Annotated in this window: 14 protein-coding genes; 9 read left to right on the top strand and 5 right to left on the bottom strand. The window is 65.2% G+C overall.

The window, feature by feature from the left end; all coding sequences use genetic code 11:
• The first annotated feature begins 36 nt into the window (after positions 1-36).
• Entirely contained in the window at positions 37-273 is a 237-nt protein-coding gene (locus ACHFFA_RS02405; protein WP_394269236.1) for a GlsB/YeaQ/YmgE family stress response membrane protein, read from the top strand.
• Here ACHFFA_RS02405 and ACHFFA_RS02400 read toward each other — a convergent pair.
• From ACHFFA_RS02400 to rpoB, 4 genes are all read right to left on the bottom strand, one after another.
• Positions 270-1,637 carry a glutamate--tRNA ligase gene (locus ACHFFA_RS02400; RefSeq protein WP_394269235.1) on the bottom strand — a complete coding sequence of 456 codons (1,368 nt, stop codon included), beginning with the start codon at positions 1,635-1,637 and terminating at the stop codon, positions 270-272. The genes ACHFFA_RS02405 and ACHFFA_RS02400 overlap by 4 nt on opposite strands.
• Positions 1,638-1,680: 43 nt before the next feature.
• Positions 1,681-4,020 (bottom strand): putative bifunctional diguanylate cyclase/phosphodiesterase, encoded by a 2,340-nt coding sequence (locus ACHFFA_RS02395; RefSeq protein ID WP_394269234.1) that lies wholly within the window; start codon positions 4,018-4,020, stop codon positions 1,681-1,683.
• A gap of 181 nt (positions 4,021-4,201) precedes the next feature.
• Positions 4,202-8,530, bottom strand: a complete 4,329-nt coding sequence (rpoC, locus tag ACHFFA_RS02390; protein WP_394269233.1) for a DNA-directed RNA polymerase subunit beta' — start codon at positions 8,528-8,530, stop codon at positions 4,202-4,204.
• Positions 8,531-8,670: 140 nt separating this feature from the next.
• Positions 8,671-12,870 (bottom strand): DNA-directed RNA polymerase subunit beta, encoded by a 4,200-nt coding sequence (rpoB, locus tag ACHFFA_RS02385; RefSeq protein ID WP_394269232.1) that lies wholly within the window; start codon positions 12,868-12,870, stop codon positions 8,671-8,673.
• 424 nt (positions 12,871-13,294) lie between these two features.
• On the opposite strand from rpoB, the gene ACHFFA_RS02380 reads away from it, so the two are divergent.
• From ACHFFA_RS02380 to rplL, 5 genes are all read left to right on the top strand, one after another.
• Complete coding sequence (locus ACHFFA_RS02380) at positions 13,295-13,579, top strand: hypothetical protein (RefSeq protein ID WP_394269231.1); 285 nt, start codon at positions 13,295-13,297, stop codon at positions 13,577-13,579.
• 103 nt (positions 13,580-13,682) lie between these two features.
• Complete coding sequence (locus tag ACHFFA_RS02375) at positions 13,683-14,006, top strand: hypothetical protein (protein WP_394269230.1); 324 nt, start codon at positions 13,683-13,685, stop codon at positions 14,004-14,006.
• Positions 14,007-14,082: 76 nt separating this feature from the next.
• Entirely contained in the window at positions 14,083-14,370 is a 288-nt protein-coding gene (locus ACHFFA_RS02370; RefSeq protein ID WP_394269229.1) for a hypothetical protein, read from the top strand.
• Between the two features lie 329 nt (positions 14,371-14,699).
• The gene (gene rplJ / locus ACHFFA_RS02365) at positions 14,700-15,215 is read left to right on the top strand and encodes a 50S ribosomal protein L10 (RefSeq protein WP_394269228.1); all 516 of its coding nucleotides are present in this window, start codon (positions 14,700-14,702) and stop codon (positions 15,213-15,215) included.
• 75 nt (positions 15,216-15,290) lie between these two features.
• On the top strand, positions 15,291-15,671 hold the full coding sequence (rplL, locus tag ACHFFA_RS02360) for a 50S ribosomal protein L7/L12 (protein WP_394269227.1): 381 nt from the start codon (positions 15,291-15,293) through the stop codon (positions 15,669-15,671).
• 132 nt (positions 15,672-15,803) lie between these two features.
• Here the strand turns inward: rplL and ACHFFA_RS02355 are convergent, their stop codons facing one another.
• The gene (locus ACHFFA_RS02355) at positions 15,804-16,517 is read right to left on the bottom strand and encodes a helix-turn-helix domain-containing protein (RefSeq protein WP_394269226.1); all 714 of its coding nucleotides are present in this window, start codon (positions 16,515-16,517) and stop codon (positions 15,804-15,806) included.
• 233 nt (positions 16,518-16,750) lie between these two features.
• Here ACHFFA_RS02355 and ACHFFA_RS02350 point away from each other — a divergent pair, with 233 nt between their 5' ends.
• The 3 genes from ACHFFA_RS02350 to groL all read left to right on the top strand — a co-directional run bounded on the left by ACHFFA_RS02350 (position 16,751) and on the right by groL (position 20,293).
• Complete coding sequence (locus tag ACHFFA_RS02350; protein ID WP_394269225.1) at positions 16,751-18,142, top strand: MATE family efflux transporter; 1,392 nt, start codon at positions 16,751-16,753, stop codon at positions 18,140-18,142.
• Between the two features lie 163 nt (positions 18,143-18,305).
• The gene (gene groES / locus ACHFFA_RS02345; RefSeq protein WP_394269224.1) at positions 18,306-18,593 is read left to right on the top strand and encodes a co-chaperone GroES; all 288 of its coding nucleotides are present in this window, start codon (positions 18,306-18,308) and stop codon (positions 18,591-18,593) included.
• 53 nt (positions 18,594-18,646) lie between these two features.
• The gene (gene groL / locus ACHFFA_RS02340) at positions 18,647-20,293 is read left to right on the top strand and encodes a chaperonin GroEL (RefSeq protein WP_394269223.1); all 1,647 of its coding nucleotides are present in this window, start codon (positions 18,647-18,649) and stop codon (positions 20,291-20,293) included.
• The last annotated feature ends 32 nt before the right edge of the window (positions 20,294-20,325 follow it).

Here is a 20,325-nt window from a genome sequence, read left to right as displayed (position 1 = left end):
GGCCACCCTATACCAGCGCAAAGGATGCGGCGCTTCATGTGGAATATCATCGGGGCCCTTGTCACCGGGCTGTTCGTGGGCGCTCTGGCGCGGTTCTTCTATCCCGGGGCGGTCGACATGGGGCTGCTTACCACCATCCTGCTGGGCGCGGGCGGCTCCCTGCTCGCAGGGCTGATCGTCCACCGGGGCCGCCCGGGCGTCAACCGGGCGGGCTGCCTTGCCAGCGTGCTCGGCGCGATGGCGCTGATCCTGATCGGGCGGGTGTTCCTCTAGCCTTCCGCCGCCCGGCGAAGGCGGGCGCGGGCCGCGGCCTCGCCGATCAACGGCAGCAGTTCGGCCATGTCAGGGCCATGCTCCATGCCGGTCAGCGCCTGGCGCAGCGGCAGGAACAGCGCGCGTCCCTTGCGCCCCGTCTCGTTCTTGAGCGCTGAAGTCAGCGCCTGCCACGGTGTTTCGGACCACACCAACACCTCCTCCGCCCGCGCGACATAGCCCCGGTCGGCTTCGTCGAGAGCGGGCGCGGCGATCGGCCCGGTGACGAGCCTCCACCAATCAGCCGCCTCGGCCACGGTGGCCAGATTCGGCCGGATCGCATGCCAGCCGGCCTCGTCCATCCCCTCGGGCAATCGGTCGGCGACCGCGGCGAATGGCAGCCGGTGGACGATCGCGGCATTCACCCGCGCAAGCTCGGCTTCGTCGAAGCGTGCCGGTGCGCGCCCGAAGGTCGCAAGATCGAAGCTGCCGGTAAGCGCATCCAGTTCGGCATCGGGCTCCACCGGCAATGACGTTCCAAGCCGCGCCAGCAGCGCAATCAGAGCCTGGGGCTCGATCCCGCGTTCGCGAAAGGCGTCGCAGCCGAGCGAGCCGAGCCGCTTGGACAGCTTGCCCTCGGTGCCCACCAGCAGGGCCTCGTGCGCGAATCGCGGTATCTGCCGCCCGGGGTAGCAGGCATCGATAAGCGCGGTGAAGATCTGCAACTGCACCGCGGTGTTCGACACGTGATCCTCGCCCCGCAGGACATCGGTGACCCCCATATCGAGATCGTCGACCGCGCTGGGCAGCATGTAGAGCCAGCTGCCATCGGCCCGGCGGACGACCGGATCGGACAATTGCGCGGGGTCGAACGTCTGTCGCCCCCTGATGCCGTCCTCCCAGACGATCGGCGTTTCGTGGTCGAGCCGGAAACGCCAGTGCGGGGTCTCTCCCGCGTTTTTCCGCGCCGCGATCTCGTCGTCGCTCAGCGCCAGGGCAGCGCGGTCGTAGATGGGCGGCAACCCGCGGCCGAGCGCGATCTTGCGCTTCAGTTCGAGTTCCTGCGCCGTCTCGAACGCGGGATAGATGCGGCCTGCCGCGCGCAGGGCGTCGAACGCCGCCCGATAGGTTTCGAGCCGGGCCGACTGCCGCGCCTCGGCATCGGGGGCGAGACCCAGCCAGTTCAGATCGTCGCGGATCGCCTCGACATAGTCCTCGCGGCTGCGTTCGGCATCGGTATCGTCGATCCGCAGAAAGAACCGGCCGCCGTGCTTGCGGGCGAGCATCCAGTTGTGCAGCGCGGTACGGATATTGCCCACATGCAGCCGGCCCGTGGGCGACGGGGCAAAGCGGGTCGTGATGGGCGGGGTACCGGGGTTCGTCATGGGGGCGCCGATAGCGTAGCGCCGCCTCGCTGGCGAGAGGGGCTCAGCCGTTGCCGCCGTTGCTCCGCCGGCGCAATGCCTGGGCCCGCGCCTGGCGATAGTCGAGCACGCTTTCGTCCGCTGCGCTGCGGCGCCCGGCCTGTTCGATCAGGGAAAGGTCGATCCGCTCGCCCGGCTCGGGCTTGCCGATGAAGAAGCCCTGCGCCTCTTCGACGCCGAGGCTCCTCAGCGCCTCCAGCTGGTCCAGACGCTCCACCCCTTCGGCGGTGGTCTGCATGCCCAGCGCCTGCGCCAGCTGTGCCACGCTGGCGACGATCGCCCGGCTATCGGCGTCCTGAACCACGTTTTCGACGAAGTGCCGGTCGATCTTGATCCGGTCGAACGGGAACCGCCGCAGGTAGCTCAGCGAGGAATAGCCGGTGCCGAAATCGTCGAGCGCGATGCTGACGCCGAGTTCGTGCAGTTTCTCCAGCGTCGTCAGGTTCTGCTCGCCCGCCTCCATCACCACGTGTTCGGTGATTTCGAATTCGACCTGCGCAGGGCTGATGTCGCTGGCATAGAGAGCCTGCGCGATCACCGCCACCAGCCCGGGATCCTTGACCTGCGTCGGAGAAAGGTTGACCGCCAGCCGCAGGTCGGAGCCGCGGGTCGACATTTCGTGCAGGGCCTGGCGGATGACCCATTCCCCGATCGGCACGATGAGGCCGGTCTTCTCTGCCACCGGAAGGAAGTTCGCCGGCGAGACCAGCCCCCGCCGCGGATGATGCCAGCGCAGCAACGCCTCGAGCGCGGTGACCCGGCCACTGCCGAGATCGATGATCGGCTGGTAATGCAGGCGGAACTCGCCATTGGCGAGGGCATCGGCGAGGTCGATCTCCATTTCGCGCCGCGCCCGCGCCGCCCGGTCGAGCTGCGGCTCGAACAGGGCGAAATTGTCGCGCCCCTTGGACTTTGCGGCATATAGCGCCAGATCGGCCCGGCGCATCAGTTCCTCGGCATCGCAATCGCCATTGACGCAGCGGGCGACGCCAACGCTGGTCGAGATACGATAGCTCTGTCCGTCGATCTCGAATGGCTGGCGGACGACCGAAAGAAAGCGGTGCCCGCGTTCGATCAGCAGGCTTTCGCCCGCCCGGGTTTCCATCAGCACGGCAAATTCGTCGCCGCCAAGACGGGCCACCAGATCGTCGCTGCGGACCTGGGCCTGGAGCCGGTCGGCAACCTCGCGCAGCAGGCGATCGCCCACCAGATGGCCGCGGGTGTCGTTGACCGATTTGAAATCGTCAAGATCGATGTAGAACAGCGCCACACTGCCCGGCGGTCCGCCATCGGCTCCGGTCGCATGACGCAGCCGCTCGTTGAAGAGATAGCGATTGGCGAGGCCGGTGAGGTGGTCGTAATGCGCCATGCGGGCGGCGCGGGTCTCGTTCTGGCGGTCGACCGTGATGTCGCGCGCCACGCCGCGCATCCCGCCATCCTGATGGGCACGGCCCGACAGGCGCCAGTGCCGGGTCTCGCCATCGATCGTCAGATGTACTACCAGATCCGTGAACGGAGCACGCTGGGCCAGGCTGGCGGCCAGCCGGTCGCGCGCCTCGCCGCTTTCGAAAAGGTCCGTAAAGGGCAGGCCTTCGAGCGTACTGGCATCGCGCCCGCTCGCCCCCGCAAACCGCCCGCCGATATTGTGCAGGCGCCCTTCGGCATCCACCCGCCACAGCCAGTCCGACGATTGCTCCTCATAATCCTCGAGGAGCAGGCGGACGCTTTGCGAAACCTCGCCGCGCTCGACCTCCTGCCTTACGGATTCGATCAGACCGCGATCGATGCGCCGCACGGTCAGGACCAGCGTGGCGGCATAGGCGGCGATCAGCAGCAGCACCGGCCAGCCCGCCGGTCCGAAGGCGGCCCACGACGCCGCCCCGATCGCCAGGCTCATCGAGGCGATGTGGACATGGGCGACTGCCGGCAGTGCGCGGTGGACCAGCAGCACGCCCACGAACAACGAGGTGCCGATGATCGCGACCATCGCTACCTCGGTCCCGCGCGCGATCAGCGCAAGCCCGAGCAGACCCGCCGCCCAGATGATGCTGCCCGCGCCCAGGAACACCGCCGCGGCATGCAGGTGCAACGGCAATTTTGCCGGCGTGATACGCTGCCGCATCCGCGCAAGCCGCATGCTGCCCCAGAGCGACAGTGCGCCAGCGAGGAGCGCCCACGAGGCGATGAACGGCAGATAGTCGGAATTACGGAAGGCAATGAGCAGCGCGATGAGCGAGGCCAGAGTGGCGACGACCGCCATCGGCGCATTGCGTGCGACGGACTGGAGCCGCCGCAGCATCATAAGTCCATCGAGTGTTTCGTAACCGCCCCGGTCTGCCGTCATCAGTGCCCCCACCTTGCCCATTCCTGGGATGACCGGGACAGCTTAAATCAAACAACGGTGGAAAAGTATAGCAAATCCTTGAAGGGCAAGGAGTTGCCTTTGCCGACCCTCGCTTGACACGAAAAGCCCCGCCGGTCCGGGACCGGCGGGGCTGCTTTTGTGTCGGGTCTGATGGCGCGGCTTATTCGCCGTCGGCACCGTCCTCGATCAGGTAATCGCCGGCATCGGCATCGGTACCGTGGGTCTCGCCTTCCATGCGGGCCAACGGATCGTCGCCGATCGCCGCTTCCGGACCTTGGGCGAGTTCGGCTGCATGCTCTTCCTCGGCCGAATTGGCCGCGATCAGAGCTTCCTGGGTCCGCTTCCACGAGGCGCGCAAGGCGGCATCGCGGCTGGAGGCGGTGATCCGCATCCGGTTCATGCCCGCACCGGTCCCGGCGGGGATGAGACGGCCGACGATCACGTTCTCCTTGAGACCGATGAGCGTGTCCTTCTTGCCCTCGACCGCGGCCTGGGTGAGTACCCGGGTGGTCTCCTGGAACGACGCTGCCGAAATGAACGACCGGGTCTGGAGCGAGGCCTTGGTGATGCCCAGCAGCACCGGAACGCCCTTTGCCGGATCCTTGCCCTTGGCAAGCTTGGCATTGGTCTCGTTCAGCTCTTCCAGATCGACCTGTTCGCCCGGCAGCAGCACGGTATCGCCGCCATCGGTGATCTCGACCTTCTGCAGCATCTGGCGAACGATCACCTCGATGTGCTTGTCGTTGATCTTCACGCCCTGGAGCCGGTAGACTTCCTGGATCTCGTTCACGAGGTACTCGGCCAGCGCCTCCACGCCCAGCACGTCGAGAATGTCGTGCGGGTTGGGCGAACCCGAGATCAGCGTGTCGCCCTTCTTGACGAAGTCGCCTTCCTGGACGTCGATCACCTTGGTCTTGGGCACCAGATACTCGACCGGATCGCCCTCTTCCGGAACGATCGCGATCTTGCGCTTGGCCTTGTACTCGCGGACGAATTCGATCTTGCCCGAAATCTTGGCAATGATCGCGTTGTCCTTGGGCACGCGGGCCTCGAACAGCTCGGCCACCCGCGGCAGACCGCCGGTGATGTCGCGGGTCTTGGCGGCTTCGCGGCTGGCACGAGCAAGGATGTCGCCCGCCTCGACCTGCTGGCCATCGTCGACCGAGAGCGCGGTGCCCGGAGCCAGCATGTAGCGCGCCGCCTCGGTCTCGTCGCTCTGACCCTCGCCAAGCAGCGTGAGCCGCGGGCGCAGGTCATCCTTCTTGCGGCCTGCCGTGCGGATCTCGGTGACGACGCGCTGGGCGATACCGGTCGCCTCGTCGACGCGTTCCTCCATCGAGGTGCCGTCGATCAGGTCCTGGTACTTCACCACGCCGCTGGTCTCGGTGATGATAGGCAGGCTGAACGGATCCCATTCAGCCAGACGTTCGCCTTCCTTCACCTGCTCGCCATCCGCATGCATCAGCACGGTGCCGTAGGGCACCTTGTGAATTTCACGCTCGCGGCCCTCGGCATCGATCACCGCCAGCTCGCCATTGCGGGCGAGGCTGAGGATGCGTCCCCGCTTGTCGGTGATGGTCGGCATGTCGCGGTAGACCACCTTGCCGTCCGAGATCGCCTCGAGGTGGCTGGTCTCGTTGATCTGCGCGGCGCCGCCGATGTGGAAGGTCCGCATCGTCAGCTGCGTGCCCGGTTCGCCGATCGACTGGGCGGCGATGACACCCACCGCCTCGCCGATGTTGACCGGCGTGCCGCGGGCAAGATCGCGGCCATAGCAGGTCGCGCACACGCCCTGCTTGGCTTCGCAGACCAGCGGCGAACGGATCTTCGCCACCTGCACTTCGGCTTCCTCGATCGACTTCACCAGCGGCTCGTCGACGAGTGTGCCGGACTTGGCGATGACATCACCCGAGGCGGCGTTGGTGATATCCTCCGCGACGGTCCGGCCGAGAATACGCTCGCCGAGCGAGGCGATCACGCTGCCGCCCTGAACGATGGCGCGCATCTCAAGCGCGTTGTCGGTCTTGCAGTCTTCCTCGACGATGACGCAATCCTGCGACACGTCGACCAGCCGGCGAGTAAGATAGCCCGAGTTCGCCGTCTTCAACGCCGTATCCGCCAGGCCCTTGCGGGCGCCGTGGGTCGAGTTGAAGTATTCAAGGACGTTGAGGCCTTCCTTGAAGTTCGAGATGATCGGGTTCTCGATGATCTCGCCCGACGGCTTGGCCATCAGCCCGCGCATCCCGGCCAGCTGCTTCATCTGCGCCGGCGAACCACGCGCACCGGAGTGGCTCATCATGTAGATCGAGTTGATCGGCGCTTCCTTGCCGTCCTTGTCGATCGGCTGCGAGCGGATTTCCTCCATCATCGCGTCGGCCACCTGGTCGCCGCAACGGCTCCAGGCGTCGATCACCTTGTTGTATTTTTCCTGCTGGGTGATCAGGCCGTCCTGATACTGCTGCTCGTAGTCGGCGACGAGGTTCTTGGTCTGCTCGACCAGTTCCACCTTCGCGTCGGGGATGATCATGTCGTCCTTGCCGAACGAGATACCGGCCTTGAACGCATGGCGGAAGCCGAGGCTCATGATCGCATCGGCGAACAGCACCGTGTCCTTCTGACCGGTGTGACGATAGACCTCGTCGATCACGTCGGCGATGTCCTTCTTCGTCAGCAGACGATTGACGATGTCGAACGGCACCTTGTGGTTCTTGGGCAGGCACTCGCCGATCAGCATCCGGCCGGCGGTGGTCTCGAACCGCTTCATCGAGATGTTGCCGGCCTCGTCGGCCTGCGGAACGCGGGCGATGATCTTGGTGTGAAGCGAAACCGACTTGGTTTCCAGCGCCTGATGGACTTCCGCCATGTCGCTGAAGATCGGCAGCTTCTCGGTCTTCTCGCCGCCCTCGCCCTCGACATATTCGGGGGTCTTCTCCTGCCGTTCCATCGACAGGTAATAAAGGCCCAGCACCATGTCCTGCGACGGCACGATGATCGGCTTGCCGTTGGCGGGCGAGAGGATGTTGTTGGTGCTCATCATCAGCACGCGCGCTTCCAGCTGCGCCTCGAGGCTCAGCGGGACGTGCACGGCCATCTGGTCACCGTCGAAGTCGGCGTTGAACGCGGCGCAGACCAGCGGGTGAAGCTGGATCGCCTTGCCTTCGATCAGCACCGGCTCGAACGCCTGGATGCCGAGACGGTGGAGCGTCGGCGCGCGGTTGAGCAGCACCGGATGCTCGCGGATCACCTCGTCGAGGATGTCCCAGACTTCCTTGCGCTCCTTCTCGACCCACTTCTTCGCCTGCTTGAGGGTCATCGAGAGACCCTTGGCATCGAGGCGGGCGTAGATGAACGGCTTGAACAGCTCGAGCGCCATCTTCTTCGGCAGGCCGCACTGGTGCAGCTTGAGTTCGGGGCCGGTCACGATGACCGAACGGCCCGAATAGTCGACGCGCTTGCCGAGCAGGTTCTGGCGGAACCGGCCCTGCTTGCCCTTGAGCATGTCGCTGAGCGACTTCAGCGGACGCTTGTTGGCGCCGGTGATGACCCGGCCGCGGCGACCGTTGTCGAACAGGGCGTCGACCGCTTCCTGCAGCATGCGCTTTTCGTTGCGGACGATGATGTCCGGCGCGCGCAGCTCCATCAGGCGCTTCAAGCGGTTGTTGCGGTTGATGACGCGGCGGTAGAGGTCGTTGAGGTCCGAGGTGGCAAACCGGCCGCCGTCGAGCGGCACCAGCGGACGCAGTTCCGGCGGGATGACCGGCACGACCTCGAGGATCATCCATTCGGGGCGGTTGCCGCTCTCGATGAAGCTTTCGACGACCTTCAGCCGCTTGATGATCTTGGCGGGTTTGAGCTTGGACTTGGTGGTCGCCAGCTCTTCCAGCAGATCCTCGCGCTCCTGTTCGAGGTCGAGGTCCATCAGCATGATCTTGACCGCCTCGGCACCGATGCCGGCGGTGAAGGCGTCCTCGCCATACTCGTCCTGCGCGTCGAGCAGTTCATCCTCGGTGAGAAGCTGGAACTTCTCGAGCGCGGTCAGGCCGGGCTCGGTGACGATGTAGCTCTCGAAATACAGCACGCGCTCAAGCTGCTTCAATTGCATGTCGAGCAGCAGGCCGATGCGGCTGGGCAGGCTCTTGAGGAACCAGATATGCGCGACCGGCGCGGCCAGCTCGATGTGGCCCATGCGCTCGCGGCGGACCTTGGTCACGGTGACCTCGACGCCGCACTTCTCGCAGACGACGCCCTTGTACTTCATGCGCTTGTACTTGCCGCACAGGCACTCGTAGTCCTTCACCGGACCGAAGATGCGCGCGCAGAACAGCCCGTCACGCTCGGGCTTGAACGTGCGATAGTTGATCGTCTCGGGCTTCTTGATCTCGCCGAACGACCACGAGCGGATGCGCTCGGGGCTGGCGATCCCGATCTGGATCTCGTCGAAGGTCTCGGGCTTGGCGAGCTGGTTGGTGAATTTGGTCAGTTCGTTCATTTTTCGGTCCTCTGAAGCCCCTCTCCCCTTGCGGGAGAGGGAGGGGCCCAGGCTCGCCCGAGCCTGGGAGGGAGAGGGGGCGCTGGCCGCTCCACCCTCTCCCCAACCCCTCTCCCATCAAGGGAGAGGGGCCAGGAATGTTACTCCGCCGCGATCGCGAGGCCGCCTTCGTCGTCCTCGTCATCGGCGAGCGACTTGAGTTCGACGTTGAGGCCGAGGCTGCGCATTTCCTTGACGAGCACGTTGAAGCTCTCGGGAATGCCGGCCTCGAAGGTGTCGTCGCCCGTGACGATCGCCTCGTAGACCTTGGTCCGCCCGATCACGTCGACCGACTTCACGGTCAGGATTTCCAGCAACGTGTACGCCGCGCCGTAGGCCTGGAGTGCCCAGACCTCCATCTCGCCGAAGCGCTGGCCGCCGAACTGCGCCTTGCCGCCCAGCGGCTGCTGGGTGACGAGGCTGTAGGGACCGATCGAGCGCGCGTGGATCTTGTCGTCGACCAGGTGGTGCAGCTTGAGCATGTAGATGATGCCCACGGTCACCTTGCGGTCGAACGCCTCGCCGGTGCGGCCGTCGTAGAGGACGCTCTGGCCCGAACTGTCGAGCCCGGCTTTCTCCAGCTCTACCGTCACGTCGCCTTCGCGCGCGCCGTCGAACACAGGCGTGCCCATCGGAACGCCGGTGCGGAGATTACCGGCAAGTTCGACGATCTCCTCGGTCGAACGGCCCTCGATCGCGCCGAAGTACTGCTCGCCATAGGCATCCTTCAGCCGCTCGATGACGGCCTCGGGAGGCTTGGCCTGTGCGTAATCCTCGGCCGCGTTCGGATTGGCGTCTTTCCACTCGTCGAGTGCGCTGGCGATCTGGTGGCCCAGATTGCGCGCCGCCATGCCGAGATGGGTTTCGAAGATCTGCCCGACGTTCATGCGTGACGGCACACCGAGCGGGTTGAGCACGATATCGACCGGCGTGCCATCGGCCAGGAACGGCATGTCCTCGACCGGCAGGATGCGGCTGATGACACCCTTGTTGCCGTGACGGCCGGCCATCTTGTCGCCCGGCTGCAGCTTGCGCTTCACCGCGACGAAGACCTTGACCATCTTGAGGACGCCCGGAGCCAGCTCGTCGCCGCGCTCCAGCTTCTCGCGCCGATCCTCGAACTTGTCGTCGATGATCTTCACGGCTTCGTCATATTGCGACTTTACCGCTTCGATCTGCTGCTGGCGGTTGTCGTCCGCCACGGCGAACTTGAACCATTCGTGCCGTTCGACCTGGTCGAGCACCTCCTCGGTGATCTCGGCGCCCTTCTTGACGCCCTTGGGGGCGGCCGAGGCGGTCTGGCCGGTCAGCATGTCGCGCAGGCGGTTGTAGGTCGCGCGGTTGAGGATCGCACGCTCGTCGGCGGCGTCCTTGCGCAGGCGCTCGATTTCCTCGTTCTGGATCGCCCGGGTACGGTCATCGATCTCGATGCCGTGCCGGTTGAACACCCGCACCTCGACCACCGTGCCGGCAACGCCCGGCGGAAGGCGCAGCGAAGTGTCGCGCACGTCGCTGGCCTTTTCGCCGAAGATTGCGCGGAGCAGCTTTTCTTCCGGCGTCATCGGGCTTTCGCCCTTGGGCGTGATCTTGCCGCACAGAATGTCACCGGGGTGCACTTCGGCGCCGATGTAGACGATGCCCGCCTCGTCGAGATTGCGCAGGGCTTCCTCGCCGACATTGGGAATGTCGCGGGTGATGTCTTCCGGCCCGAGCTTGGTGTCGCGGGCCATGACCTCGAACTCCTCGATGTGGATCGAGGTGAAGACGTCATCCTTCACGATGCGCTCGGAAATGAGGATCGAGTCCTCGTAGTTATAGCCGTTCCAGGGCATGAAGGCGACGAGGCTGTTGCGGCCCAGCGCCAGCTCGCCGAGATCGGTCGACGGACCGTCGGCGATGATGTCACCGGCCTCGATCGTCTCGCCCACCTTCACCAGCGGACGCTGGTAGATGCAGGTGTTCTGGTTCGAGCGCTGGAACTTCTGCAAGGTGTAGATATCAACGCCCGACTGCCCGGGTTCGACATCGCCGATCGCGCGGATGACGATACGGGTCGCGTCCACCTGGTCGACGACGCCGCCGCGGCGGGCGGTGATCGCCGCGCCTGAATCGCGCGCGACGGTCTCTTCCATGCCAGTGCCGACGAACGGTGCCTCGGCCTTGACCAGCGGGACCGCCTGGCGCTGCATGTTCGAGCCCATCAGCGCGCGGTTGGCGTCATCGTTCTCGAGGAACGGGATCAGCGAAGCCGCGACCGAAACGAGCTGCTTGGGGCTCACGTCCATCAGCGTGATCTGCTCGCGCGGGGCCATCAGGTTATCGCCGTTGTGGCGTGCGGAAACCAGTTCCTCGACGAAGCTGCCGTCCTCGGTCAGCTCGGCCGATGCCTGGGCGACGGTGTGCTTCTGCTCTTCCATCGCCGAGAGGTAGATGACCTCCTCGGTCACCTTGCCGTCGACGATCTTGCGATACGGCGTTTCGATGAAGCCGTACTTGTTGACTCGCGCAAAGGTGCTGAGCGAGTTGATCAGACCGATGTTCGGGCCTTCCGGCGTCTCGATCGGGCAGATTCGGCCGTAGTGCGTCGGATGAACGTCGCGCACTTCGAAGCCGGCGCGCTCGCGGGTGAGACCGCCCGGGCCGAGCGCCGAGACGCGGCGCTTGTGGGTGACTTCCGAGAGCGGGTTCGTCTGGTCCATGAACTGCGAGAGCTGGCTGGAGCCGAAGAACTCGCGCACCGCGGCCACGGCGGGCTTGGCATTGATGAGGTCGTTCGGCATCACCGTGCTGACGTCGACCGAGCTCATGCGCTCCTTCACCGCGCGCTCCATGCGCAGCAGGCCGACGCGGTACTGGTTTTCCAGCAGCTCGCCCACCGAGCGGACGCGGCGGTTGCCGAGATTGTCGATATCGTCGACTTCGCCCTTGCCGTCCTTGAGGTTCACGAGTTCCTTGACCACCGCGAGGATGTCTTCCTTGCGCAGGGTGGTGACGGTGTCCTCGGCGTCGAGATCGAGCCGCATGTTGAGCTTGACCCGGCCCACGGCGGACAGATCATACCGCTCGGCGTCGAAGAACAGGCCTTCGAACAGCGCCTCGGCAGTCTCCTTGGTCGGCGGTTCGCCGGGGCGCATGACCTTGTAGATCGCCTCGAGGCCCTCGTCGCGGTTCTCCGCCTTGTCGACCTTGAGCGTATTGCGCATCCAGGCGCCGGTGCTGATGTGGTCGATGTCGAGCAGGTCGAGCGCGTCGACACCTGCGTTGTCGAGCACCTCGAGGTTCTCGGCCGACACTTCGTCGCCCGCCTCGATGTAGATGCGTCCCGTGCTCTCGTCGATCATGTCACGCGCAGCGTAGCGGCCGAAGATTTCCTCGGTCGGCAGCAGGAGCGTCTCCAGCCCGTCCTTGGCGGCCTTGTTGGCGGCACGCGGGCTGATCTTCTGGCCGGCGGGGAAGACTTCCTCCCCGGTCTTGGCATCGACCAGCGAGAACGCCGGCTTTTGCCCGCGCCAGTTTTCGGGCGAGAACGGAATGATCCAGCCCGAACCGCCGGTCCTGCCGGTGGCGCGCTTCCAGGTGACGGTGTCGTAGAAGTGCGAGAGGATATCCTCACCGTTCAGCCCCAAAGCGTACAGCAGAGAGGTCACCGGCATCTTGCGCTTGCGGTCGATGCGGACGTTGACGATGTCCTTGGCGTCGAATTCGAAATCCAGCCAGCTGCCGCGATAGGGAATGATTCGCGCCGCGAACAGGAGCTTGCCCGAGCTGTGGGTCTTGCCGCGATCGTGATCGAACAGCACGCCCGGCGAACGGTGCATCTGGCTGACGATCACGCGCTCGGTACCGTTAATGACGAAAGTGCCGTTCTCGGTCATGAGCGGCATGTCGCCCATGTAGACGTCCTGCTCCTTGATATCGAGGACAGAACGGGTTTCGGTTTCCTGATCCACTTCGAAGACGATCAGGCGCAGGGTCACCTTCATCGGCGCGGCGTAGGTGATGCCTCGCTGCCGGCACTCGACGATGTCGTACTTCGGCGGCTCGAGCTCGTAATGGACGAAATCGAGTTCTGCGGTCCCGGCAAAGTCACGCAGCGGGAAGACCGAGCGCAGCGTCTTTTCGAGGCCCGAGACATAACCGGCTTCGCGATCGGAGCGCAGGAACTGCTCGTAGCTTTCGCGCTGCACCTCGATCAGGTTGGGCATCTCGACGACTTCGTGAATGTCGCCGAAGATCTTGCGGATGCGCCGCTTCGCCGTGCCCGATGCGAGTTCCCGGGGTGCCTTCGCCATGGTAGCCATAAAGGAGATCTTGCCTCTTGTCGTGGACCCCGCGCCCGCCGCCATGTGCTGTGACGCGAGACGATCCAGTTATCTCAGCCGCGTGAGAGCCAGTCCGCAGACGCAGGAAGAGGCCGCGTCACAGGCAGCCCGATCGGCGGCCTGGTGCGGCTTGGCTTCGTTGCATCGCGTTCTGAAACCGCCGCTTCCTTCCTGTGCCTGATCCCCGCGCATGAATCGGGCTCGCTCGAAGCTGGCGAACGGGTAGGGAAGTAGGGAAACCTCCGCTGCCCGTCAAGGGTGTTGGCAGGCCGCCGGTGCTGTCCGCTACCTTTGCCGACGAGTGGGCAGCGAGATTTTTCTGCCCTCAAAACGAATGTGTTTGCATGGCGGCGGCAATACGGCCATTTTAAGGCAGCCGCTGTGGCATAAAAGGATCGATCCCATGAAGAAGTTTGCATTCCTCGCCCTTCCCCTCGCCCTGGGAGTCGTCGCTTGCGACAATGCCGCCGAAACCACCGAGCCGGCCGTGACCGACACGATGGCTGCCGACCCGATGGCGACCGACACCATGGCCGCCGATCCGATGGCGACCGACACGATGGCTGCCGATCCGATGGCGACCGACACCATGACTGCTGATCCGATGGCGACCGACACGACCGCTGCCGATCCGATGGCGACGCCGACTGCCGGTGCGACCCCGGCGCCGACCTCGACGCCGATGTAACAAGCTACGTCCGGGGCGGGCATTCCTGCCCCGGGCAGCTTTCGAACGGGTGCCTGCTGCAAGCCGCAGCGGCGCCCGTTTTTCCGTTTTTCCGGAGATCACCATGAAGAAGTTCGTTACCGCCGCCGCCGCGCTACCCTTTGCCCTCGTGCTGGCCGCATGTGGCGACCAGGTCGATGAAACCGCTACTGCCCCGGCCGACACGGCAAATGCCGAACCGGTTGCCCCGACGACCCCGGCTACCGCTGCTGCCACCCCGACGACGCCTGCCACGCCGGCGCTCGACGAGATGAGCGAGACCCAGCTCGACAACAGCGCCGAGGCTGACGAGGAAGCTGCGGACCGGCTCGAGGATACCGATCCCGCCGCCGCCGACCGTCTCGAAGCCAAGGCCGAAGCCAAGCAGGACGCCCGCGACGCGCGCTAGGCCGGCACCTGAAATCGCAGCTTTACATACCTTGCGATATCGGATGTCTTGTTTGGACACATATAAGGGAACGCACATGAAAAAGCTTATCGCACTTGCCGCTCTTCCAGCCATCTTCGCCCTCTCGGCGTGCGATGGTCCCGCCGAAGAGGTTGCTGAAGAACAGGACGATGTTCGTGAAATGCAGGGCGAAGTCATGGATGCCCAGGCCGGTGTCGTCGAAGCTCAGGCCGATCTGGCCGAGGAACGCGCCGACGTAGCGGACGAGGCTGGAAATCCGGTCGCGGCCGAGGCGCTGGAACAGAACGCCGACAACCTCGAACAGCGTGCCGACACGCTGGAGGATACAGCAGACGGCATTTGATGGCGTCACTTGAGGCTTGACCTTGCGCCCAGCTTCTGTAGAGGCCCGCCCCGACCGGCGGGCCTCTTTGCTTTTGGCACTGGGCCCATGCCGGTCATCCGTCCGAGACAGCTGGTGACCGGCCTGGTGCCGTTCTTAATCTCCAGCCGAGGCGGGGAAAAGAGATTCGCACGGGTCCGGCCGCAACCGGCCGCCCCGTCGTCTACACGCCAGCAGGCGCCTCCTTCCCTTGTCGTACGGACTCGCCCGCACTGCCCTTGCGGCAGCGCGGACACATGCAGCCGGTCGCCGCGGTCATGCCGCTGCGATCATCAGTGAAGGAGTATGGCATGGATCGTTCGCAGAAAGCCGATGCGGTCGCTCAGCTCTCCGAAGTCTTCAGCCAGGCTGGCGTGGTCGTCGTGACCCGCAACCTGGGCCTGTCGGTCGCGCAGTCGACCGCCCTGCGCACGAAGATGCGGGAAGCCGGTGCGTCCTACAAGGTCGCGAAGAACCGTCTCGCCAAGCTCGCCCTCAAGGACACCGACTACGAAGGGCTCGACGAGTACCTGACCGGTCCGACCGCGCTCGGCTATTCCGCCGATCCGGTCGCCGCGGCGAAGGCCGTGGTGGAGTTCGCCAAGACCACCGACAAGATCGAGATCGTCGGCGGTTCGATGGGCGCGCAGAAGCTCGATGAAGCAGGGGTCAAGGCGCTCGCCTCGATGCCCAGCCTCGACGAACTTCGCGGCACGATCGTGGGCCTCGTCAATGCGCCGGCCACCAAGGTCGTTCGCACGATTCTGGAGCCCACCTCGATGCTTGCCCGCGTCTTCGGCGCCTATGGAGCCAAGGAAGCGGCGTAAACCGGTTTTACCAAACGAACACCTATTCATCGGGGCACAAAATTATCCGCCCCGGCCTATCTGGAGTGAAACATCATGGCCGATATCGCCAAGCTTGTTGAAGAACTGTCGAAGCTGACCGTCATGGAAGCCGCCGAGCTTGCCAAGGCGCTCGAAGATGAGTGGGGCGTGAGCGCCGCTGCCGCGGTCGCCGTTGCGGCCCCGGGTGCGGGTGGCGGCGACGCCGGCGCAGCTGCCGAAGAACAGACCGAATTCGACGTCATCCTTACCGGGGACGGCGGCAAGAAGATTCAGGTCATCAAGGAAGTCCGCGCCATCACCGGCCTCGGCCTCACCGAAGCCAAAGCGCTGGTCGAAGGCGCTCCCAAGGCTCTCAAGGAAGGCGTCAACAAGGCCGAAGCCGAAGAGATCAAGGGCAAGATCGAGGCCGCTGGCGGCACCGTCGAACTCAAGTAAGCGGCCGGGGGCCTCGCGCTCCTGCCGATTATGCGCCTCTCTTGGGGCGCTGCTTGAACAAGAAAAGAGGGCGGTGCCGCAACGGCGCCGCCCTTTTTCGTATGCCCGGCACGCGGCGCGGCGGCCCGACCGTCAGCCGAAGTCGATGTCGATCGTCACCTTCTCGGGGCCGACCCCGGCCTGGTCCGCGATCGCCTGCCGGCTGGCGGCCACGGTTTCGGCAAGACTGCCGCCCGGCTGGATCCGCGGTCCGTTGTCGTCGATCCCGAACACGAGGTAGGAGCCGCTGACACCCAGTACCTCCGCCAGCTGCCGCAGCGCCCGCTGGCGCGGATGGACCCGGCCCGTTTCCCATTTCCACAGGGTCGGCTTGGTCACCCCTGCAGCCGCGGCCAGCCGCACCATCGAATAGCCCGAGCCCACCCGCAGCCGCTTGAGGCGCTGGCCAAAGCTTTCCCCTTCGCCCGCTGGTCCGGCGGCGGCCGCATCCTCGTTATCCTGCGCCGCGTGGCGGGCGGCGAGCTGGGCGGCACTGAATTCGCCACGGCTCAGCGGTTCGGCGAAACGGCAGCCGTAAAGATCGCCCGAATGCCACACGATCTCCGCCGTCTTGTCACCTGCTTCCGGCAGGGCGACCGTCAGCGCCTCGCTCATGTCGAGTCCCTCGCCCGTCCGCAGCAGCAGGCCGCCGGGTGAAAGGTTGAGGATATCGACTGCCGGGCCGCCCGCGCCCTGCTGCGCCGTGGTCGACAGGGCCAGCCGCCGCCGGGGTTCGCCGCGCCGGGAACCATCGCCGGACGGGCGATCGAAACGGGCCGGGACGACGATCTGCATTTCGTCTTTCACCTGCGGCTGGGGTGCATGCATCATACGGGCCTTCAATAAGTGTGCACCTCTTCGACCTAGGGGCCGCATCCCGGCGGTGCAATGTCATTGGTCGGAAAAAATGGCGGATTTCTGCGCTTCCGGACGTTTTCTGCACATATGTTGAACGTTTGGCGGGCAGACCCTTACCCGGTACACCAGACAGCGCTAATGCGCGGGCCGCAATGCCGCAGAACCCTGCCCCGCCGCCGTCGATGCCCGCGCCCCCGCCTACTCGCCATCTGAGGCGCCGCGAACTGCGCGAAACGGTTCGGCTGAGCTGGCCGCTTGCCGGCGCGAACCTGTTACAGATGCTGACCTATGCGGTGGACGTGATCTTCATCGCCCGGCTGGGCGAGCAGGAACTTGCCGCCTCGGCGCTGACCGTCGCCCTGTTCGGCCTCGTCCTCTGGGCGCTGAGCGGAATGACCGGTGCCGTTGCCCCGGTCATCGCCGCCGAACTCGGCGCACGCGCGCCGGCCCTGCGTCCGGTTCGCCGCTCGGTCCGCATGGCCTTGTGGCTCAGCCTGGCGATCGGCGTGGTCGGCATGGGCCTGTGCCTGCTGCTCGATCCGATCATGCGGATTACCGGGCAGTCCCTTGCGATCCGCGAACTGGCCAACACCTACAACGGGCTCCTGATATTCTCCCTCGTGCCGATGCTGGCGAACAACGTGCTGCGCAGTTTTGTCGCAGCGCTTGGCCGGCCGGTGCTGGCGATGGTCATCACCGCGCTCGGCATCGGGGTGAATGCGCTGGCCAATTATGCCTTCATCTTCGGCCGCCTCGGCGCGCCCGAACTGGGCCTCCAGGGCGCGGCGGCGGCAACGATCCTGACGGGTGTGGCGACCTTGGCGGCCTATGTCCTCGCCATCCGTCTCGACAAGCTTCTGCACCGCTACCGCGTCTTCGGGCGGTGGTGGGCGCCCGACTGGGCTCGCCTGCGCACGATTGCGGCGATCGGAACCCCCATCGCGCTGACCATAACTGCCGAGGCCGGCATCTTTGGCGCCGCCGCGTTCCTGATGGGCAATATCGGCGCGAGCCAGCTGGCCGCGCACACGGTTGCCCTGCAGATCGCCTCGCTCGCCTTCCAGGTGCCTTTCGGCGTCGGGCAGGCGGCCACGATCAGGGTCGGCTATTTCTACGGCGCGGGCGATCGCGCAGGGATCGGCCGCGCCGGGTGGAGCGCGATTGCGATCGGTACCGCCTTCATGGCGCTGACCGCGATCCTGATGATCGCGATGCCTCGCTATCTCCTGGCGATCTATGTCGACCCGTGGGATCCGGCAAATGCTGTCCTGACGGGCTTTGCCCTGCAGTATCTGGTCATCGCGGCTGCGTTTCAGCTGTTCGACGGGGTGCAGGCAGTGACGGCAGGCGCACTGCGCGGGTTACAGGATACCCGCGTGCCGATGTGGATCGCGGCGTTTTCCTACTGGGTGCCGGGCATCGGCACGGCGATGGTGCTGGGCTTCGCCACTCCGCTTGCGGGCACCGGCATCTGGATCGGGCTGGCTATCGGCCTGACCGTCGCCGCACTGCTGCTGGGCCAACGATGGGCCCGGCGTGACCGGCTGGGCCTGACCGCGGCCCCGGCGAGCTGATCGTTCCAGCCATCGAGAGTTGGATAACGGCTGCATCAGGGGCGCAAATTTACGCCCGCCCAAGCTTGACTCGGTTGTCCGCCATTCACATATGCGCGCCGCTGGCACTCGTCATGGGCGAGTGCCAATTCCGATCAACCCTAGTCATCTGAGAGGTTCAGACATGGCATTTCGTCCACTGCATGACCGCGTTCTGGTCCGCCGCATCGAGGCCGACAGCAAGACCGCCGGCGGCATCATCATTCCCGACAGCGCGCAGGAAAAGCCGAGCGAGGGCGAAATCGTCGCCGTCGGTTCGGGCGCCCGCGCCGACGACGGCAAGATCACCCCGCTCGATGTCAAGCAGGGCGACCGGGTGCTTTTCGGCAAGTGGTCCGGCACCGAGGTCAAGCTCGATGGCGAAGACCTGCTCATCATGAAGGAAAGCGACATCATGGGGATCATCGGCTGAGCCGACCCTCGCATCGCTACTGCAAATCGACCGAAATTCAGGAGTAGACAATCATGGCAGCCAAGGACGTCAAGTTCAGCCGCGACGCGCGCGAAGGCATTCAGCGCGGCGTCGACACTCTCGCCAATGCCGTCAAGGTCACGCTCGGCCCCAAGGGCCGCAACGTCGTGATCGACAAGAGCTTCGGCGCACCGCGCATTACCAAGGACGGCGTCACCGTCGCCAAGGAAATCGAACTCAAGGACAAGTTCGAGAACATGGGCGCGCAGATGCTCAAGGAAGTCGCGTCGAAGTCGAACGACGCGGCCGGTGACGGCACCACCACCGCCACCGTGCTCGCCCAGTCGATCGTGACCGAAGGCATGAAGTCGGTTGCCGCCGGCATGAACCCGATGGATCTGAAGCGCGGCATCGACCTCGCGGTCGAGAGGGTCGTCGAGAACCTCAAGAGCCGTTCGAAGGACGTTTCGGGTTCGAGCGAGATCGCCCAGGTCGGCATCATCTCGGCCAATGGCGACCGCGAAGTCGGCGAAAAGATCGCCGAGGCGATGGAAAAGGTCGGCAAGGAAGGCGTGATCACCGTCGACGAGTCGAAGGGCCTCGAGTTCGAGCTCGAAACCGTCGAGGGTATGCAGTTCGATCGCGGCTATCTCTCGCCCTACTTCATTACCAATCCCGACAAGATGACCGTGGAACTGGATAACCCCTATATCCTCATCCACGAGAAGAAGCTGTCGAACCTCCAGTCGATGCTGCCGGTGCTCGAGGCCGCGGTCCAGTCGGGCCGTCCGCTGCTGATCATCGCCGAGGACATCGAAGGCGAGGCGCTGGCCACGCTGGTGGTCAACAAGCTGCGCGGCGGCCTGAAGGTTGCGGCGGTGAAGGCTCCGGGCTTCGGCGATCGTCGCAAGGCGATGCTGCAGGACATCGCGATCCTGACCCGCGGCGAGATGATCAGCGAAGATCTCGGCATCAAGCTCGAGAACGTCACGCTGGGCATGCTCGGCGAGGCCAAGCGCGTCACCATCGACAAGGACAACACCACCATCGTCGATGGTGCCGGTGACGAAGCCGACATCAAGGCCCGCGTCAGCGAAATCCGCACCCAGATCGACAACACTTCGTCGGACTACGACCGCGAGAAGCTGCAGGAACGGCTGGCCAAGCTTGCCGGCGGCGTCGCGGTGATCAAGGTCGGCGGGGCCACCGAGGTCGAGGTGAAGGAGCGCAAGGACCGCGTCGACGACGCGCTTCACGCAACCCGCGCCGCGGTCGAGGAAGGGATCGTCCCGGGTGGCGGCACCGCGCTGCTTTATGCCTCGCGCGCGCTGGACGGGCTTACCGGTGTCAATGACGACCAGACCCGCGGGATCGACATCGTTCGCCGGGCGCTCAGCTCCCCGGTGCGCCAGATCGCGCAGAACGCCGGTCATGACGGTGCGGTTGTCGCTGGCAAGCTGATCGACGGCAACGACGACACGCTCGGCTTCAATGCCTCGACCGATACCTACGAGAACCTCGTCTCGGCCGGTGTCATCGATCCGACCAAGGTGGTTCGCACCGCCCTGCAGAACGCCGCTTCGGTTGCCGGCCTGCTGATCACCACCGAAGCCGCGGTGGTCGAGAAGCCGGACGACAAGCCCGCCGGCGGCATGCCCGATATGGGCGGCATGGGCGGTATGGGCGGCATGGGCTTCTAAGCCCTTCGCTCAAGCCAACGACAAGGGCCCGG

Source organism: Qipengyuania sp., from assembly GCF_043423005.1.
Taxonomy (GTDB): Bacteria; Pseudomonadota; Alphaproteobacteria; order Sphingomonadales; family Sphingomonadaceae; genus Qipengyuania.
This window is presented reverse-complemented; position numbering and strand designations above follow the sequence as displayed.

Excerpts from the sequence above, each read along its gene's own strand:
- ACHFFA_RS02405 (WP_394269236.1), top strand. The coding sequence starts at position 37 with ATGTGGAATATCATCGGGGCCCTTGTCACCGGGCTGTTCGTGGGCGCT.
- ACHFFA_RS02400 (WP_394269235.1), bottom strand. The coding sequence starts at position 1,637 with ATGACGAACCCCGGTACCCCGCCCATCACGACCCGCTTTGCCCCGTCG.
- ACHFFA_RS02395 (WP_394269234.1), bottom strand. The coding sequence starts at position 4,020 with ATGACGGCAGACCGGGGCGGTTACGAAACACTCGATGGACTTATGATG.
- rpoC (WP_394269233.1), bottom strand. The coding sequence starts at position 8,530 with ATGAACGAACTGACCAAATTCACCAACCAGCTCGCCAAGCCCGAGACC.
- rpoB (WP_394269232.1), bottom strand. The coding sequence starts at position 12,870 with ATGGCTACCATGGCGAAGGCACCCCGGGAACTCGCATCGGGCACGGCG.
- ACHFFA_RS02380 (WP_394269231.1), top strand. The coding sequence starts at position 13,295 with ATGAAGAAGTTTGCATTCCTCGCCCTTCCCCTCGCCCTGGGAGTCGTC.
- ACHFFA_RS02375 (WP_394269230.1), top strand. The coding sequence starts at position 13,683 with ATGAAGAAGTTCGTTACCGCCGCCGCCGCGCTACCCTTTGCCCTCGTG.
- ACHFFA_RS02370 (WP_394269229.1), top strand. The coding sequence starts at position 14,083 with ATGAAAAAGCTTATCGCACTTGCCGCTCTTCCAGCCATCTTCGCCCTC.
- rplJ (WP_394269228.1), top strand. The coding sequence starts at position 14,700 with ATGGATCGTTCGCAGAAAGCCGATGCGGTCGCTCAGCTCTCCGAAGTC.
- rplL (WP_394269227.1), top strand. The coding sequence starts at position 15,291 with ATGGCCGATATCGCCAAGCTTGTTGAAGAACTGTCGAAGCTGACCGTC.
- ACHFFA_RS02350 (WP_394269225.1), top strand. The coding sequence starts at position 16,751 with ATGCCCGCGCCCCCGCCTACTCGCCATCTGAGGCGCCGCGAACTGCGC.
- groES (WP_394269224.1), top strand. The coding sequence starts at position 18,306 with ATGGCATTTCGTCCACTGCATGACCGCGTTCTGGTCCGCCGCATCGAG.
- groL (WP_394269223.1), top strand. The coding sequence starts at position 18,647 with ATGGCAGCCAAGGACGTCAAGTTCAGCCGCGACGCGCGCGAAGGCATT.